The sequence below is a fragment of the Winogradskyella sp. 3972H.M.0a.05 genome (genome assembly GCF_040493455.1).
Classification (GTDB): domain Bacteria; phylum Bacteroidota; class Bacteroidia; order Flavobacteriales; family Flavobacteriaceae; genus Microcosmobacter.
This window is the reverse complement of record NZ_JANFDA010000002.1, coordinates 329,380-344,507: the sequence shown is the minus strand read 5'-3', so window position 1 is coordinate 344,507 and position 15,128 is coordinate 329,380. Positions and strand designations below refer to the sequence as shown.

Sequence of the window (15,128 nt, the reverse complement as noted above, 5' to 3'; positions counted from 1 at the left end):
TAATTGCAACAAAAGTGCATTAACATTGCTTTAAGTTTTTTGTGATTTTGTTTGAAGGCTTAAAAGATGTATTCCTTGTTTTAGGGCTAATCCTTAAGATGTTTGATTACGGAAAACGCTTTGTCGACAATATGATCTTCTACCAATACTGTAAACTCATTTGTGGTGGAAATCACTTCATATAGTGTAACACCTTCCCAAGCTAACTTTTTGAATATATGATAGTAAAGCCCTACGACCTTGGAGTTTCCTTTGGGTAGGTTAATACTAATTGACGATAGGTTTTCTTGGAGACCAATTTGTACTTCATCTTTGAATTCATTGAGGACATGTTCTCTTTCAGAACTAGAAACAATGATATTACTTTCAAAGATACCTCGAGTAAACGCATAATAGATATGGTCCTTAGTGTCGATGTGTTCCAAAACTCTAGTATGACATTGGGTTAGGGTTTTAGAATTCTTGAATGTAAAATCGCTTAGTCCAGATTTTACGGTTATGTCTCCCAAATTGTTGAGTACTTTTTTAAGACGCAAAGAATTGTTTGTATTCAACGGTTGATTATAACGTCTTAAAGCCATCATAATAGCTCCAGTCTTTATATCCTTTCTAAGCATCTTAGAAATAGGCTCTTGCAAGTTGTTGGCCAATGCAGAAAAGTTAATAATCTGCTGATTTAATGCTTCTTCAATAAAGGGTTGGGAAGCGATGATGTCTTCAACACAGGATGCGATTGTTTTCATAAATGTTAATTATATAACAATTTGTGTAAAATTAGTAAAATTTGAATAACAATATGTTTTAGAAGGGTAGAAGCTATAGTTTTGATGAAGAATTTAGTGTTGTGGATGTCATTTCGATCTTAAGAGGAACGAGCTAAGGGATACTGGAAAGTTAGGTTCAGTTAAATCTTTTTGTGCCATGAATTTTAATACTCTCGTTCCTCGTTCGAAATGATATCGTAGTTTAAAAGGTTAATTAAAGGAGATGGAAAATGATACCTTATTAGAAATCGCAAAAGAATTTGGGAGTCCGGTTTATGTTTATGACGCGGATACGATAATCAATCAGTATGAACGCTTAACGAATGCTTTTAGTAGTGTTAATGAATTACGTATTCATTATGCTGTGAAGGCATTGTCCAATATTTCTGTTTTGAAATTGTTGAAATCTCTTGGTTCTGGATTGGATACCGTTTCTATACAAGAGGTGCAATTGGGACTTGAGGCTGGTTTTGATCCAGAGCAAATTATTTTCACGCCAAATGGTGTATCGTTTGAAGAGATAGAAATTGCCGCAAAGCTTGGTGTGCAAATCAATATCGATAATCTATCTATTCTCGAATCATTTGGAAGCAAGCATCCAGACGTTCCTGTATGTATACGCATTAATCCACATGTTATGGCAGGAGGGAACACCAATATTTCTGTTGGGCACATCGATAGTAAGTTTGGGATTTCGATTCACCAAATACCACATATTGTAAGAATTGTTGAGAACACTCAAATGACCATCAATGGTATTCATATGCATACCGGAAGTGATATTCTGGATGTGGATGTTTTCTTATATGCTAGTGAAATTTTGTTTGAGGCTGCTAAGAATTTTAAGAATTTGGAGTTCATAGATTTTGGATCTGGGTTTAAAGTACCTTACAAGGATGGCGATATAGAAACCAATGTAGAAGAGTTTGGAGAAAAGCTTAGTGAACGTTTTAATACATTCTGTGAGCAGTACGGGAAGGATTTAGCTTTAGCTTTTGAACCTGGTAAGTTTCTCGTAAGTGAAGCTGGTCAGTTTCTGGCTAGTGTTAATGTAGTAAAACAAACGACTTCTACAGTGTTTGCACAGATCGATTCAGGATTTAACCACTTCATAAGACCAATGCTTTACGGTTCTCAACATGGCATAAGAAATATCTCTAATCCTAAAGGGAGAGCACGCTTTTACTCTGTTGTAGGTTACATTTGTGAGACGGATACATTTGCTAATAACAGACGTATTTCTGAAATACGTGAAGGCGATATACTGGCTTTTAGTAATGCAGGTGCTTATTGCTTTACAATGGCGAGTAATTATAATTCTAGATACCGACCAGCTGAGATCCTATGGTATAATGGTAAAGCACACCTGATAAGAAAGCGCGAAACTTTTGACGATATTCTCAAAAATCAGATTGAGATTGAATTGTTTGATAATGCTTACGCCGAAGCTTTGATTTAAATTTTCTTCTGAAGCTTTGCCGTATCGGTAAACTTGTTTATCGTTATTTTGGGTTCGCCATAGAGATAAATCTGCGAACTGCCTGAAGCATCTATGATAATACCTTCTGTAACCGTCATTGTAGTACTGCTTTTACCTTCAGCAAGCAAATCGCAAGTAACTGAAGTAAAGTTTTTTCCTTTGAATGTTGTAGAATTATCTAGTCTGAATGTAGATACTTCGGTGTCACCTTCTATAACTGCATCTGATCGTTGATAGAGATCCATCTTCATGCTCTTGGAATTAATGAGCGCATCTAGTTTGCTAGTGCCACTTAGCTCAACATAAGTGGAATCCGCTGTAAGATTGAGACGAGATTTAGCTTTATCGTAGCTATTGAATGTGAAATTTGCGGTTCTAATATTTAGGTAAGCGCGAGAGTTCCCAGAAGTTCTTAACGTGGCATTCTGCAATTCCATAGATGTAAGAGAACGCAATTCTGCATCATCTTTTAGCTCTATACTATTCAGAATATTAGTATAGTATACAGTGATCATCATTTTTTTCTTGGTCGTAATGCGTTTTGAAGCCGTAAACGTGAGAACGCCATTTTCTACAGAATAATTAATCACATCATGCAAGTTATCGTCAGTTTCAATTTCTACAGAAGGTTTTTCGTTGTATGCAATTTCTATAGAAAAGTCACTGGTGACAACAATCTTTTCAAATGGATCGATGTAGGATTGTTTGATGGTAACATCTCTATTACCCTTTATTTTTTCCTTGCTTTGAGCATTGGTGAATGCCAAAGTACCAAGGCAAAAAATGAATATTAAAAACGATTTAGGCATAGTAATATTTGTTAGCAATTATAACAAATATATACAAAAACCATCCCAAACTCTAATTGAGCTTGAAATGGTTTACGATTGGTTAGATGTCAATATATAAAGATTGATTGACTAGGTTGGTTGTTTTTTGATTGATTAGAAATGATTGGTTTTTACTCTTTTATTTCATTATTTGATGCTTTAAGGTGTTTTCTACTCTTGGCGCATGGCTAGCTCCCATAGTGATAAAGACAGTTTCTCCTTTGCCGACTTGTTCCAGAATAATCTTTACCATGTGTTCATCTCTGTAAAGATTGGAACTGTTCCAAATTTCATGGAAGGAACCTGGCCAACCATAACCAGTATTATATGTTCTCCAGTCTATATCTGGGAATTCGCTGTTCCAAATTTCATCGATTTCTTCCCAAGATGTAATGGCACCAGCAACTTCTGGATAATCGGTCCTGTCTTTTATAAGCGATTGCAACATGTCCTCTGCATTTTCTTTTCTAGAATCTGGATGATGACCGAAAAAAGGTCTCAGTACATAGAATGCTGCTAATTGTTTGGTATCATATTTTTTCGCTAATGCTGAAACTTCATTGTGTCGTTCTGGTTCCCAAGAATAGAGTGGTACATTACTCTTTTTAGCTAAAGACGCTGTTAAACCAGATTCTCCGTAAGATTCAATAGGGTCTTGAAACCAACTGAAGTAAAATCCTAATCTGCCTTCAACCAGAGCTACTGTAGGGTTATTGTCTTTCCAATGTTGTCTTATGGCTTCAAATTGTGGGTGCGTTTTGTCACTACGATGTTCTACACCGAGAACGACGACCTTCCCGTTATTATTAGGTGATTCAACTTCAAAAATATAAGGTCTTTCATGGTCTTTTAAATCAGTGTCCATATAGGCTTTCATATCTACAATAGGAACTTCTAAAGCAATATCCTGTTCTAGAGTATAATAGCTAGGAGATCTCCATATCACATTGAAGTAAAACAATGCTACTATTAAGACTACAAACGTTAAAAGACCTATGAATAACCTTCTTCGCATGATTCTTTGTTAGTTTCTCTTTCTTATACTTCCAGAAACACCATCAGATTTGTTTACTTTTTCTGGGTTTCCGTAGTATTTAATGTCACCTCCACTAGAAGCTTTTGCTGTAAGTTCTTTAGAAGTATTTACTGTGACATCTGCACCGCTAGAGGCTTTTACTTGTGTAGAAACAGCTTCTAGGTTTCCAGCTTTGATATCACTTCCGCTACTTGCTTCAGCATATAATTTATCTGTCTTACCAGACAAACGCATATCACTTCCGCTAGATGAGCTGCAATCTACTGTTGTAGCATTGATATCTAATCTCATGTCTGCTCCGCTAGATGTTTCTAAAGTCAACTCGTCTGCTGTGATTGTGTTATCACCAACGACATCACTTCCGCTAGTAGCTTTAATCATCCTTACATTTTCAAAGCTTACCATTACTTTCTGCGCTTTTGAACGTGCTATGTTTTCGTCTGCATAGATTCTTAATACGCCATCTTCAACTTCTGTCATAATGATTTCATGAAGGTTTTCGTCAGCTTCTACCGTAATAGCGTCTTCTCCTGTTTGTGTTAGGAATACATCGATACCTCTACTTACTTTGATGACATCGAATTCGCCTTCTACAGATCTAGTTTCTGTTGTTACAATTCCATTTCCTTTTACTCCAGGGTTAAAGTTCATGTCGAAATTGCAGGACATCATCAACAATCCTAAGATGGTTGATACAATGAGTTTTGTTAGTGTTGCCATGATTCTAATTTTTTTGATTGATATGTGTAATTAATTTGTTGTTATTGCGATTTATGATCGTAACTGATTACGCGTTTTACAAGCCAGTTACCATTTTCTTTAATCCATAGGTGCGAAAACTTAGCAATGCTGCCTTTAGTTTCTGGATTATCTCCAAGCTTTTCAAAGAATCGATGTGATCCATTTTGAAGCGCACCATAGAGTTTACCGTTTTCATACAGCGGAAATACTTCCAGACTACCTGCTACTAATTCTCTTCTAGATGTAGTAGGATTATCTGGGTTGCAAATTCCGTTTTTCATTACGTCCATGAACTTAGATTTTGAATTTGTAATACCACCTTGATCGTGATAAAACTCTAAATCTTCAGCGATTAAACTTTCAAGAACTTGAGTATTACAAGTATTGAAGGCTACATCAAACAATAAGCTGTCTTTGGATTTTAAGGTTCTGAATAATTCAGAATATGTGCTTACCTGAGCTTCAGCAGACATTATAAATGTGCTTATTGCTACTATTAGGCTTACTGTTATTTTAATCACTTTATCCATTGGTAAAAGTATTAGCTAAGCAATTCATATAGAATTAATAAGTACTCAACTGTAATTTTTATAGGCTGAACTGTTAATTGTTGTTCCCTGTTGATATTTGAACACCTGTACTGTCATCAACTTTTACATTAACACCATTCTGAGATGTTTTAATTCCAACAGCTTTTGTTTCTACTGTTACGCTATCTGTTTGTATAGTTACACCTTCACTTTTTAGGTTTGTTGGTGCAGTTGTTTCCTTAATGGTATCATCACAATCTAGACATATAACATCGTTACTGATAACTTTTAGATAATGCTCTTCCATACCATTGTCCAAAATATCGTTGTAATAGGATGAGTTACGGTGGAAACTATATGTGTTTCTATCTGCTTTTAGAATAGTACCTTCTGGCAAGTACAGAATTACTTGAATTTCCTGATCATTAAACTTATTGTTATAATCGGTAACATGAAAAGCATCTAGGACTAAATCTGAACCGTCAAAAGCATAATTGTAATTAATATTCTCAGCACGTTCTTTAGCATCGCTGTAATCTCGACCTCTCGCATTCTTTTCAATAACTATTGAAGCTTGTGCATCTTTAGTAGAACGAACGATTAATCTTAAATCAGTAGAATAAATAACTTTATTGCCATTGTCGTCATAAGCAATGTCAAAACCATCACTTCTGTACAAGCTATTAGTGTTGTAGACTCTACTGTAATCATTACTGCCAGCCATTCTAAGATTTACCGTATCGTTAGCCACAATATTGAGTTGCTCTTTATCTGTAACACTAGCTTCAAAAGCATGTTCTGTAATTTGTCTTACACCGATTACTGACAATCCTATAATAGATAGTAACCAAAGCCCTAGCAATGTGAATTTTGCAACATTTCCTATAGACTTAAGGTTGTTTACTAGGATTCGTAATCCTATATAGAATATAAAGAAGAACGGAATGGCTACAGCAAAGAATGTTAACATTGAGACTAACCATACTGGTGTATTTGCTGCATTGGCGGCCTCCACAAAATCAAATCCTGGAATATGTACAGCTTCTAAAATACCCACCGTAAAGAATCCAATAATCATGGATATTAGTGTTGCAGCACCAGTAATGATTAATATGATGGCAATGAATTTTGCTAATATCTTCAAGAAAAAGACGATGATATCTCCTAAACTTCCAAAGAAGCTCTTTGAGTTAGACTTTAAACTATCACCTTTCTTCTGAAAATCGATTTGCTTTACAGAATCTGTAATGCTGTCGGTAACACTATCTATTTCCTCTCTAAGCTTGTCACCATGTTTTTGAAGATCAATATTTTTGGCAGTATCTACAACACTTTCAATACTGTCTTTAATTTTTTTTTCAATGTTAGAGATCGTTACCGGATCTCCTGTCATGGTTAGCTTTTCTGAAGTTGTAGTCGCTTCTGGCACCAATGCCCAGAATACTAAATAGATAAATATAAATGTACCTCCAGATCCAAGCGCTAGTAAAATCCATAAGAGTCTTACCCAAACGGCATCGATTCCAAGATAATGTCCAAGACCACCAGCGACACCTCCTATATAAGAGTTATCCGTATCTCTGTATAATTTCTTTGTTGATTTGCTAGAGGAAGCTTGTTTCTTCTTTGGTTGAGGTTCGTCTTCAAAGATTTCGTCATCTACTAAGTAATCTTCTGGTTGTCCCATTATAGAGATTACATCATCTACATGCTTAATAGAGACTACTTGCTTATCGTTTTCAACACGCTCACTAAACAGCTCTGCAATTCTTGCTTCGATATCAGCGATAATCTCAGAACGACCTTGAGAGTCAGTAAATGAACGTCTTATAGCCTCAAGATAGCGCTGTAACTTTTTGTATGCATCTTCATCGATATGAAAAAATATACCTGCTAAATTTATATTGACTGTTTTATTCATTTTTTTGTTGTTTTTTGGCTTGTTACTAGATTAACTGCATGTTGTAATTCACTCCAAGTAGTGTTTAATTCTTTAAGGAATAATTTTCCTGTTTCAGTAAGACCATAGTATTTTCTTGGTGGTCCAGAGGTAGACTCTTCCCATCTATAATTGAGAAGTCCGGCGTTTTTCAAACGTGTCAATAGGGGATAAATGGTTCCTTCTACGACAAGCATCTTTGCATCTTTTAAGGTGCCAAGGATTTCTGCTACATAAGCATCATCATCCTTAAGGATAGATAAGATGCAGTACTCCAGAACACCTTTTCGCATTTGTGCTTTTGTGTTTTCTATCTTCATATTGCTAATGCGTTTTTAAAGTTTTAGAACTGTTCATTTTTTGATTGATTATTGATGATTGATGATTGATTGATGACTGATGATTATTTGATGAACTTTATTGTTAATGGGTAATCGTATGGTTCACCCTCTTTGGCTGTTAGACTAGCTTTTATGATGAATACCATCTCTAAAAGAAAACCAACAAAAGCCAACATACCGAGACCACCTGTGATATACAGTAGAGGAGAAGGCTTACCAATATTGATATGAAAATCATAAAACCCATTAAAGTTTATAAAATCGATACCATCAAATACATTGAAAATAAAAAACGGAATCGTTAATGTTCCTATAATAATGGCATATAGCAGAATACTAATCTGAAAGTTAATAGCCTGCTTTCCGTGTCTATCCACAAATTCTGATTTCTCCTTATTAGACATCCACAGGACTAATGGACCTAGGAAGTTTCCAAAAGGAATAAAGAACCTCGTAAAGGTTGATAAATGGATAAAAGTTGCAATGTTTTTTTGATGATTGTCGATCATGATATTAAAACATATAATAGTTTCTTATGCAAATATATATCCAAAAAAAGGTATTATGCAAAACATAGTACCTAAAATTAACATAATATTAACAATTAGAATTCATCATTATTTGTTTATTTTTAAGGTGAAAAATTATCAGATATGACCATCACGCCTAGTAAACTCAATACCTATTTAATGTTCAAGTTACCAGCAGCTTACTTTACAGGAGTAAGAGCTAAATCGATTAATGATACGTCGTGTGTAGTCACTGTAAAGCATCGTTGGATCAATCAAAATCCTTTTAAATCTATGTTTTGGGCAGTGCAAGGTATGGCTGCAGAATTAACAACAGGTGCCTTAGTGATGTCCAAGATTAGATCGAGCGGGAAAAGAGTATCTATGTTGGTTGCCAATAATAATGCAACGTTTACTAAGAAGGCTACTGGTCGAATTCATTTTGAATGCGTTGAAGGACACAAAATAGATGAAGCACTCCAAAAAGCTATTGAAACCAATGAAGGACAAACCGTGTGGCTGAATGCTAAAGGAATCAATAAGGATGGGGTGGAAGTCTCTGATTTTAATTTTGAATGGACTTTAAAAGTAAAGGGATAAAAACTTTGTAACAAAATCATACTTGATTCAACTAATCTTTGAATCAATAAAAAAACGAAACATACAATGGAACAACTACCAGATTTTTCTCAGCGTAATGCTCACGAAATAGATTATCGCATTTATGGCGAAGAAATGCAATATGTAGAAATAGAACTCGATCCGGATGAAGGCGTTATTGCAGAATCAGGAAGTTTTATGATGATGGATGATGGCATTAAAATGGAAACCATTTTTGGAGATGGTTCTAAAAAAGATCAAGGCTTTTTAGGAAAAATACTTGGCGCAGGGAAGCGTATCCTTACAGGTGAGAGCTTATTTATGATAGCATTTTATAATAACCTTACTGGGAAACGCAATGTATCTTTTGCTTCGCCTTACCCAGGAAAGATAACGGCTATAGACCTTTTGGAATATGAAGGCAAATTCATTTGCCAGAAGGATGCATTTTTGTGTGCTGCGAAAGGCGTTAGTGTAGGGATTGAATTTTCTAAGAAGCTAGGAAGAGGTTTATTTGGAGGTGAAGGCTTTATCATGCAAAAGTTAGAAGGTGATGGAATGGCGTTCGTTCATGCTTGTGGTACCATGGCAAAACGTGAGCTAGCTCCAGGTGAAGTTCTTCGTGTAGATACAGGTTGTATTGTTGGATTTACCCAAGATGTAGATTACGATATTGAGTTTGTAGGAGGTTTTAAGAATACCATATTTGGTGGAGAAGGATTATTCTTTGCTAAGCTTACGGGACCAGGTACAGTCTATATACAATCCTTACCATTCAGTCGTTTGGCTGGTCGCGTTTTAAAGTCTGTTCCTCGCGGAGGAAATAGTAAAGGAGAAGGCAGTATTCTTGGTGGTTTAGGCGATTTGTTAGATGGTGATAATCGGTTCTAGATTTCTATGAAGTTGGCTCTGAATATCTGTTAAACTTATGTTTAAATCCGTTAAACAGACAATTTTTTAGTATATTTAGGAGTTAATTCTTTAAATCCATTGCCAATAGAAAAAAACTACCTAATCTAAACCTAAATCTAAAATCACTATGGCGAGAGCAATGTTCGAGTACACCAAAACTGTACTACGTAAAGTAAGTTTTGATGCTACTTTGTTCTGTAAAGAAGTTGAAAAGGCGGTAAAGAGATTACTACCTTATGAGATAGAAGAGTTAAGGATTTTTATTAACTCTATGATACAACAGAACCCAGAATTAAATCAATGTTTAATTTATTTAAAAGCATAGTAAGAAGCGACTGAAAAGTCGCTTTTTTTAATACCCTATTTTACCAAATGCATTCCTAAGAACACCGCCAAAAAGCCTATAATAAAACTTCCAATAGTATATAATGCGAAACTGGTAAAATCACCAGATTTTAAGAATACATGATTTTCGTAAGCAAAGGTTGAGAACGTCGTGAACCCTCCACAAAATCCTGTTGCTAAGAGAAGCGTTTGATTTTGAGTAAGGCTATCATTCTTGGCAGCGAACCCCAGAATAATACCAATAAGCAAACTTCCAAGGATATTTGCGGCAAACGTACCATAAGGAATTCCCGTTTCAGAACTGTTGAGCCATTTTCCTATGGCGTATCTTAAAACGCTTCCAAAACCACCACCAAGAAAAACTAAAGCTAATTGTTTCATAAAAAAAGAAGCCTGTTAGTCATAGACTAGCAGGCTCTATAGATTTTAAAAAAATCTAGTTACCCTTTACAGGATAATAGATGTCTGTTTGTATTTCGATTTCTTTTACTTGGGTAGGATCATTAACATACATTTCCCAAACAGGACCATTTTGTGTGAAATTATGCTCTTTTAAATAAGCATCAATAGCCATATGAGCCTTTTCATCACCAGTTCCATATTGTCCAAATTTTGAGACCATTACAGTTTTTCCAGCAGGTAAAGTCATGCTTTGCATGGCACCATCAGGAGCAAGGTCTTTATTAAGGACAAGTCCAATCATAAACTCAACTTCTCCTTTTTCTTCATCCCAATTAGTAAACACCGCTGCAGGCGTAAATTCTCCATATTCAAGATGTTGCATAGCATAGGCACCAGCTTTTGGTAAGGATTCCATAAATAAATTGGTCATCACCTCATGATCCATTTTTGCTTTGTGAGGGTAACCAATAAATTTTTGCTCTTGCATGTCCATTTCTTTAATGTCTCCAATTTTGAAAGCATTAGCCATTTTCTCTTCATAGGCTTTTACTTCTAGTTGCATAACACTATCCATTTTTACTAAGCCTCTTTCCATCATAGGGCCAAGCATATTATCCATACCGCCACTTAGTACGCCAAAGAATTTAAACATAAATGGAACTTCATCAGCTTTCATTTGCCAAGTTACATTGGTACCTTCAGGTGTTTCTTCAAAACGCCAAAACGTATCTGTTGGCTCATAATCTGCAAATTGTAGCTTTTGTGCAATCATCTTATTTTTTTCAACACCTACAGTCTTCATATTACCAGGTCCATCTTTACTTGTCCAGCTATAAGATGCCCCTTCACCAGAGGTGTTTTCAGGATATGTAGTTTCAATCGTTGGATCATCATCGTACCAAGGTCCCCAAGATTCCCAATTTTTAAAATCATTTACATTATTGAAAACTAAATCAGTTGGTGCTTTAATAAGTTGTGTTCGTTTTACATCGTATTCATTGGGTTGCACAGCAGTGTAAATACCTAATGCAATGACTACGATAAGAAGTAATAATAAAATGTACTTTAATGCTTTCATTTGTTTTAAGTTAAGTGTTAACCCAAAGATAATCATTTTTAACTATTGCTATTAAATATTACATTTGTGTGCATTACAATTAAATCATATCAAAATGAAATTAAAAACTATGTTGAGCCTTGCGCTACTAGCGGCTTTTTTATGGTCCTGTAAGACTGATAAAGATGAACCAATAGTTGCTGAGGAAACAAAAAAAGAAGCTGGCGCATTTGACTACAATGTTGAGCAGTTTGCAGATTTAAAGATATTACGATATCAAATAAATGGTTGGGATAAACTGACTTTGAAAGAGCAAAAACTAGTGTATTATCTTACCCAAGCTGGTTTGGCTGGTAGAGACATGATGTGGGATCAAAACTATAGACACAATCTTAAGATTAGAAATGCTCTAGAAAAGATTTATACAAGCTATGAAGGCGATAAGTCTACTGATGATTGGAAAGCATTCGAGGTCTATTTAAAGCGTGTTTGGTTTAGCAATGGGATTCACCATCATTACAGTAACGATAAGATTAAACCAGACTTTTCTTCAGATTATTTAAATGAATTATTGATAGCTACTAATACAACATTAGCTGGAGACGCATTTAGTGTAATTTTTAATGATGAGGATTCAAAAAAGGTAAATCAGGCAAAAGGTGTAGATAATGTATTACTTTCAGCAGTAAACTTTTATGGACCAAATGTTACAAACAAGGATGTTGAAGATTTTTATGCTAAAAAACAATCTCCAAATCCAGATAGACCATTGTCTTTTGGGTTAAATTCTCAATTGGTTAAAGAAGATGGTGTTGTAAAAGAACGTGTATACAAATCAGGTGGATTATATGGATCAGCAATCGATGAAGTTGTAAAGTGGTTAGAGAAAGCTCAAGGTGTTGCGGAGAACAAAGCTCAAGGAGATGCTCTAGGTTTACTTATTGAATACTATAAGACTGGAGATCTTCAAATTTGGGATGACTATAACGTAGCGTGGACAGCAGCAACAGATGGTAATGTAGACTATATCAATAGTTTTATTGAAGTATACAACGATCCATTAGGATATAGAGGATCCTATGAAAACATTGTGGAAATCAACGATTTTGACATGTCTCAAAAGATGAAGGTGTTATCGGATAATGCACAATGGTTTGAAGATAACTCACCTTTGATGGACGAGCATAAAAAGAAAAATGTCGTTGGTGTTACTTATAAGGTTGTGACTGTTGCTGGAGAAGCAGGAGACGCGTCGCCTAGTACTCCAATTGGTGTTAATTTGCCAAATGCTAACTGGATTAGAAAAGAAGTTGGTAGTAAGTCTGTATCATTAGGAAATATCATCCAGGCTTATAATAATTCTGGGAGCTCAGGAAGATTGAAAGAGTTCGTTCACGATGATGAAGAGTACAACTTAGAAAAAGAACATGGGCAATTGGCTGACAAGTTACATACTGCACTACATGAGGTTATTGGACATGCTTCTGGTCAATTAAACCCAGGAGTTGGAGAAACCAAAGAAACTTTAAAGAACTATGCATCTACTTTGGAAGAAGGACGTGCTGACTTGGTTGGACTTTACTATTTATACGATTCTAAGCTACAAGAACTAGGTTTAGTTGAAGATTGGAAAGAAGTTGGTATGGCTGCTTACGATGGTTACATTAGAAACGGTCTTATGACTCAGCTAATTCGCTTAAATCTTGGTGATGATGTAGAAGAAGCTCATATGAGAAACAGACAATGGGTGTCTGCTTGGGTATTTGAAAAAGGAGCGGCAGATAATGTTATTGAAAAGGTTACAAAGGATGGGAAAACCTATTTCAATATTAACGACTATGACAAATTACATGAACTTTTTGGTGAGCTATTAAGAGAGACACAGCGTATTAAGTCTGAAGGTGATTTCGAAGCTTGTGAAGCTTTAGTTGAAGGTTATGGAGTGAAAGTTGACCAAGCTATTCATGCTGAAGTGTTGGAAAGAAACAAACAGTTTACTTCTGCACCATATAGCGGTTTTGTAAATCCTGTTTTAGTTCCAGAAATGGATGAAAATGGTGAAATTACTGCAATAAAAGTGACGCAACCAGCTGGCTTCCCAGAGCAAATGTTAGACTACAGTAAGAACTATAGCTTCTTACCTGAGGTAAACTAAAAAATAAATATATCATAAAGGAAATGGCCATTCTATAAGAATGGTCATTTTTGTTTTGCCTTGGTTTTATTGACACTAAATTTCAATAGAAGTCCATTAATGCACAGAAGGATGATAAGTACTAACACGATTAATAGTTTTATGTATAATAACATCGAAGTATTATAGAAATGTCATCTAATGGTAAATCATATTAAATAAAAATCCCTAGTGAAGAAATTTGTTTCTATAACGAAGTGAAGATTTTAACTCGATATTTTTTGTTAAGGTTTAAAAAGCAAAAAATATAAATTAATACTTTTATAAAAAAAATGGAACAAGAAATATACAAAGCATCTTTTACCACTTGGACTTCTGTTTTCCTTTTATTTAGTATTAGCGGGTTTGTTCTTAGCTTTATATTATTTAAAGATAAAAAGGGTAGAGAACTTAATCGCCCAATAGCTTTTCTTGTTTTAGCCTTTTCAATTATATTATTCCAATATGTTTTTCAATGGGCTGGTTATCAGAATATTTATCCTTACTTGTATTTTTTCGATCATAGTATTTATTTACTGTTTGGTCCTTTACTATATACTTATTTGGTAAATTTTAGAACGAAGACCACACAAATAAGTTTTTATCATTTTCTTCCTGCACTAATCTCATTCTCAATAAATGCCTATTACCATTTTGCCTCTGATGCATTTGTAAACATCAAGGATTTTAGGGATGATACGATGATATATTTTTTGTGGAAGTCTAGGTCTTCTTGGATATCTTCTATGTCTTTCTTGGCGTATTTCTTCGTGATGCTAGATTTTATAAAACGCGATAAAGGGAATAAAGGCAATACTCAATATGCTAAGATATATAGGCGATGGACACGTGCGTTATTAGTTTCGTTCTCAGTATTTATTTTTTCATACATCAGCTATTTTGTGCTGTATAGATTCGCCTTTTTTAATCAAAACTGGGATTACATGATATCTTTATCCATGTCTATTTCTATATACTTAATTGGCTATTTTGTATATAAAGAACCAGAAATATTCAATGGTCAATTGTTTTCCAATTTATTTTTGAAAGCAAATTCCAATTACGCCTTATCCGAAGCAACTAAAACAGAGTTTTATGAAAAACTCTTGGATCACATCACAGTTAATGAGTCTTACAAGAGCAATGATATAAGGCTGGTTACATTAGCTGATGAAATTGGACTTTCTAGGCATGTCCTTTCTCAAATAATTAACGAAAAATCACAGACAAATTTTAATCAATTCATAAACGGGTTTCGGTTAATTGCTGCTGAAAAACTATTGGTAAGTGATCCCGATCTTAGTATCAAAAGTATCTACTTTGGTGTAGGTTTTAATAATAAGGCTACTTTCAATAAAGTTTTTAAAATGAAACATAATTGTACACCATCAGAATACAGAGACCAAAAGTTAAATAACGTCTAGTTTTATAATTATACACTCACAATAGAGTCCACTTATCGATTTTTA

The 15,128-nt window shown here is 34.8% G+C and carries 16 protein-coding genes; 6 read left to right on the top strand and 10 right to left on the bottom strand.

Going from position 1 to position 15,128, the window contains the following annotated elements; translation table 11 throughout:
- Positions 1 to 86 precede the first annotated feature (86 nt).
- Positions 87 to 743, bottom strand: a complete 657-nt coding sequence (locus NCE97_RS05050; RefSeq protein WP_353777839.1) for a hypothetical protein — start codon at positions 741 to 743, stop codon at positions 87 to 89.
- Positions 744 to 987: 244 nt separating this feature from the next.
- On the opposite strand from NCE97_RS05050, the gene lysA reads away from it, so the two are divergent.
- Positions 988 to 2,223 (top strand): diaminopimelate decarboxylase, encoded by a 1,236-nt coding sequence (gene lysA, locus NCE97_RS05045; RefSeq protein ID WP_353777837.1) that lies wholly within the window; start codon positions 988 to 990, stop codon positions 2,221 to 2,223.
- Here the strand turns inward: lysA and NCE97_RS05040 are convergent.
- The 7 genes from NCE97_RS05040 to NCE97_RS05010 all read right to left on the bottom strand — a co-directional run bounded on the left by NCE97_RS05040 (position 2,220) and on the right by NCE97_RS05010 (position 8,170).
- Complete coding sequence (locus tag NCE97_RS05040; RefSeq protein ID WP_353777835.1) at positions 2,220 to 3,053, bottom strand: GIN domain-containing protein; 834 nt, start codon at positions 3,051 to 3,053, stop codon at positions 2,220 to 2,222. The genes lysA and NCE97_RS05040 overlap by 4 nt on opposite strands.
- Before the next feature lie 160 nt (positions 3,054 to 3,213).
- On the bottom strand, positions 3,214 to 4,089 hold the full coding sequence (locus NCE97_RS05035; protein ID WP_353777833.1) for a hypothetical protein: 876 nt from the start codon (positions 4,087 to 4,089) through the stop codon (positions 3,214 to 3,216).
- A 9-nt stretch (positions 4,090 to 4,098) separates the two neighbouring features.
- Complete coding sequence (locus tag NCE97_RS05030; protein ID WP_353777831.1) at positions 4,099 to 4,830, bottom strand: head GIN domain-containing protein; 732 nt, start codon at positions 4,828 to 4,830, stop codon at positions 4,099 to 4,101.
- 41 nt (positions 4,831 to 4,871) lie between these two features.
- Positions 4,872 to 5,381: a nuclear transport factor 2 family protein gene (locus NCE97_RS05025; protein ID WP_353777829.1), complete on the bottom strand. Its 510-nt coding sequence runs from the start codon at positions 5,379 to 5,381 to the stop codon at positions 4,872 to 4,874.
- Positions 5,382 to 5,454: 73 nt separating this feature from the next.
- Positions 5,455 to 7,302, bottom strand: a complete 1,848-nt coding sequence (locus tag NCE97_RS05020) for a PspC domain-containing protein (RefSeq protein WP_353777827.1) — start codon at positions 7,300 to 7,302, stop codon at positions 5,455 to 5,457.
- Positions 7,299 to 7,640, bottom strand: coding sequence for a PadR family transcriptional regulator (locus tag NCE97_RS05015; RefSeq protein WP_353777825.1), 342 nt, complete (start codon positions 7,638 to 7,640; stop codon positions 7,299 to 7,301). The genes NCE97_RS05020 and NCE97_RS05015 overlap by 4 nt, the downstream gene beginning before the upstream one ends.
- A gap of 83 nt (positions 7,641 to 7,723) precedes the next feature.
- The gene (locus tag NCE97_RS05010; protein ID WP_353777823.1) at positions 7,724 to 8,170 is read right to left on the bottom strand and encodes a DUF4870 domain-containing protein; all 447 of its coding nucleotides are present in this window, start codon (positions 8,168 to 8,170) and stop codon (positions 7,724 to 7,726) included.
- 144 nt (positions 8,171 to 8,314) lie between these two features.
- Between NCE97_RS05010 and NCE97_RS05005 the strand changes: the two genes are divergently transcribed.
- The 3 genes from NCE97_RS05005 (at position 8,315) to NCE97_RS04995 (ending at position 10,007) form a co-directional block, all read left to right on the top strand.
- Positions 8,315 to 8,770, top strand: coding sequence for a DUF4442 domain-containing protein (locus tag NCE97_RS05005; RefSeq protein WP_353777821.1), 456 nt, complete (start codon positions 8,315 to 8,317; stop codon positions 8,768 to 8,770).
- A gap of 66 nt (positions 8,771 to 8,836) precedes the next feature.
- The gene (locus tag NCE97_RS05000) at positions 8,837 to 9,661 is read left to right on the top strand and encodes a TIGR00266 family protein (protein ID WP_353777819.1); all 825 of its coding nucleotides are present in this window, start codon (positions 8,837 to 8,839) and stop codon (positions 9,659 to 9,661) included.
- Between the two features lie 148 nt (positions 9,662 to 9,809).
- Positions 9,810 to 10,007 (top strand): hypothetical protein, encoded by a 198-nt coding sequence (locus tag NCE97_RS04995; RefSeq protein WP_353777818.1) that lies wholly within the window; start codon positions 9,810 to 9,812, stop codon positions 10,005 to 10,007.
- A 35-nt stretch (positions 10,008 to 10,042) separates the two neighbouring features.
- Here NCE97_RS04995 and crcB read toward each other — a convergent pair whose 3' ends face one another.
- Both crcB and NCE97_RS04985 read right to left on the bottom strand, forming a co-directional pair.
- A complete protein-coding gene (gene crcB / locus NCE97_RS04990) occupies positions 10,043 to 10,408 on the bottom strand; it encodes a fluoride efflux transporter CrcB (protein WP_353777816.1) in 366 nt (121 codons plus the stop codon).
- A gap of 55 nt (positions 10,409 to 10,463) precedes the next feature.
- The gene (locus NCE97_RS04985) at positions 10,464 to 11,507 is read right to left on the bottom strand and encodes an SRPBCC family protein (protein ID WP_353777814.1); all 1,044 of its coding nucleotides are present in this window, start codon (positions 11,505 to 11,507) and stop codon (positions 10,464 to 10,466) included.
- Positions 11,508 to 11,601: 94 nt separating this feature from the next.
- Here NCE97_RS04985 and NCE97_RS04980 point away from each other — a divergent pair, with 94 nt between their 5' ends.
- Both NCE97_RS04980 and NCE97_RS04975 read left to right on the top strand, forming a co-directional pair.
- Complete coding sequence (locus NCE97_RS04980) at positions 11,602 to 13,641, top strand: dipeptidyl-peptidase 3 family protein (protein WP_353777812.1); 2,040 nt, start codon at positions 11,602 to 11,604, stop codon at positions 13,639 to 13,641.
- A gap of 311 nt (positions 13,642 to 13,952) precedes the next feature.
- Positions 13,953 to 15,083, top strand: a complete 1,131-nt coding sequence (locus NCE97_RS04975) for a helix-turn-helix domain-containing protein (RefSeq protein ID WP_353777811.1) — start codon at positions 13,953 to 13,955, stop codon at positions 15,081 to 15,083.
- The last annotated feature ends 45 nt before the right edge of the window (positions 15,084 to 15,128 follow it).

Coding starts and splice junctions, on each gene's coding strand:
- NCE97_RS05020 (WP_353777827.1), bottom strand. CDS start 7,302: ATGAATAAAACAGTCAATATAAATTTAGCAGGTATATTTTTTCATATC.
- NCE97_RS05040 (WP_353777835.1), bottom strand. CDS start 3,053: ATGCCTAAATCGTTTTTAATATTCATTTTTTGCCTTGGTACTTTGGCA.
- crcB (WP_353777816.1), bottom strand. CDS start 10,408: ATGAAACAATTAGCTTTAGTTTTTCTTGGTGGTGGTTTTGGAAGCGTT.
- NCE97_RS05025 (WP_353777829.1), bottom strand. CDS start 5,381: ATGGATAAAGTGATTAAAATAACAGTAAGCCTAATAGTAGCAATAAGC.
- NCE97_RS04975 (WP_353777811.1), top strand. CDS start 13,953: ATGGAACAAGAAATATACAAAGCATCTTTTACCACTTGGACTTCTGTT.
- NCE97_RS05010 (WP_353777823.1), bottom strand. CDS start 8,170: ATGATCGACAATCATCAAAAAAACATTGCAACTTTTATCCATTTATCA.
- NCE97_RS05035 (WP_353777833.1), bottom strand. CDS start 4,089: ATGCGAAGAAGGTTATTCATAGGTCTTTTAACGTTTGTAGTCTTAATA.
- NCE97_RS04995 (WP_353777818.1), top strand. CDS start 9,810: ATGGCGAGAGCAATGTTCGAGTACACCAAAACTGTACTACGTAAAGTA.
- NCE97_RS05030 (WP_353777831.1), bottom strand. CDS start 4,830: ATGGCAACACTAACAAAACTCATTGTATCAACCATCTTAGGATTGTTG.
- NCE97_RS04980 (WP_353777812.1), top strand. CDS start 11,602: ATGAAATTAAAAACTATGTTGAGCCTTGCGCTACTAGCGGCTTTTTTA.
- NCE97_RS05015 (WP_353777825.1), bottom strand. CDS start 7,640: ATGAAGATAGAAAACACAAAAGCACAAATGCGAAAAGGTGTTCTGGAG.
- NCE97_RS05050 (WP_353777839.1), bottom strand. CDS start 743: ATGAAAACAATCGCATCCTGTGTTGAAGACATCATCGCTTCCCAACCC.
- NCE97_RS04985 (WP_353777814.1), bottom strand. CDS start 11,507: ATGAAAGCATTAAAGTACATTTTATTATTACTTCTTATCGTAGTCATT.
- NCE97_RS05000 (WP_353777819.1), top strand. CDS start 8,837: ATGGAACAACTACCAGATTTTTCTCAGCGTAATGCTCACGAAATAGAT.
- NCE97_RS05005 (WP_353777821.1), top strand. CDS start 8,315: ATGACCATCACGCCTAGTAAACTCAATACCTATTTAATGTTCAAGTTA.
- lysA (WP_353777837.1), top strand. CDS start 988: ATGGAAAATGATACCTTATTAGAAATCGCAAAAGAATTTGGGAGTCCG.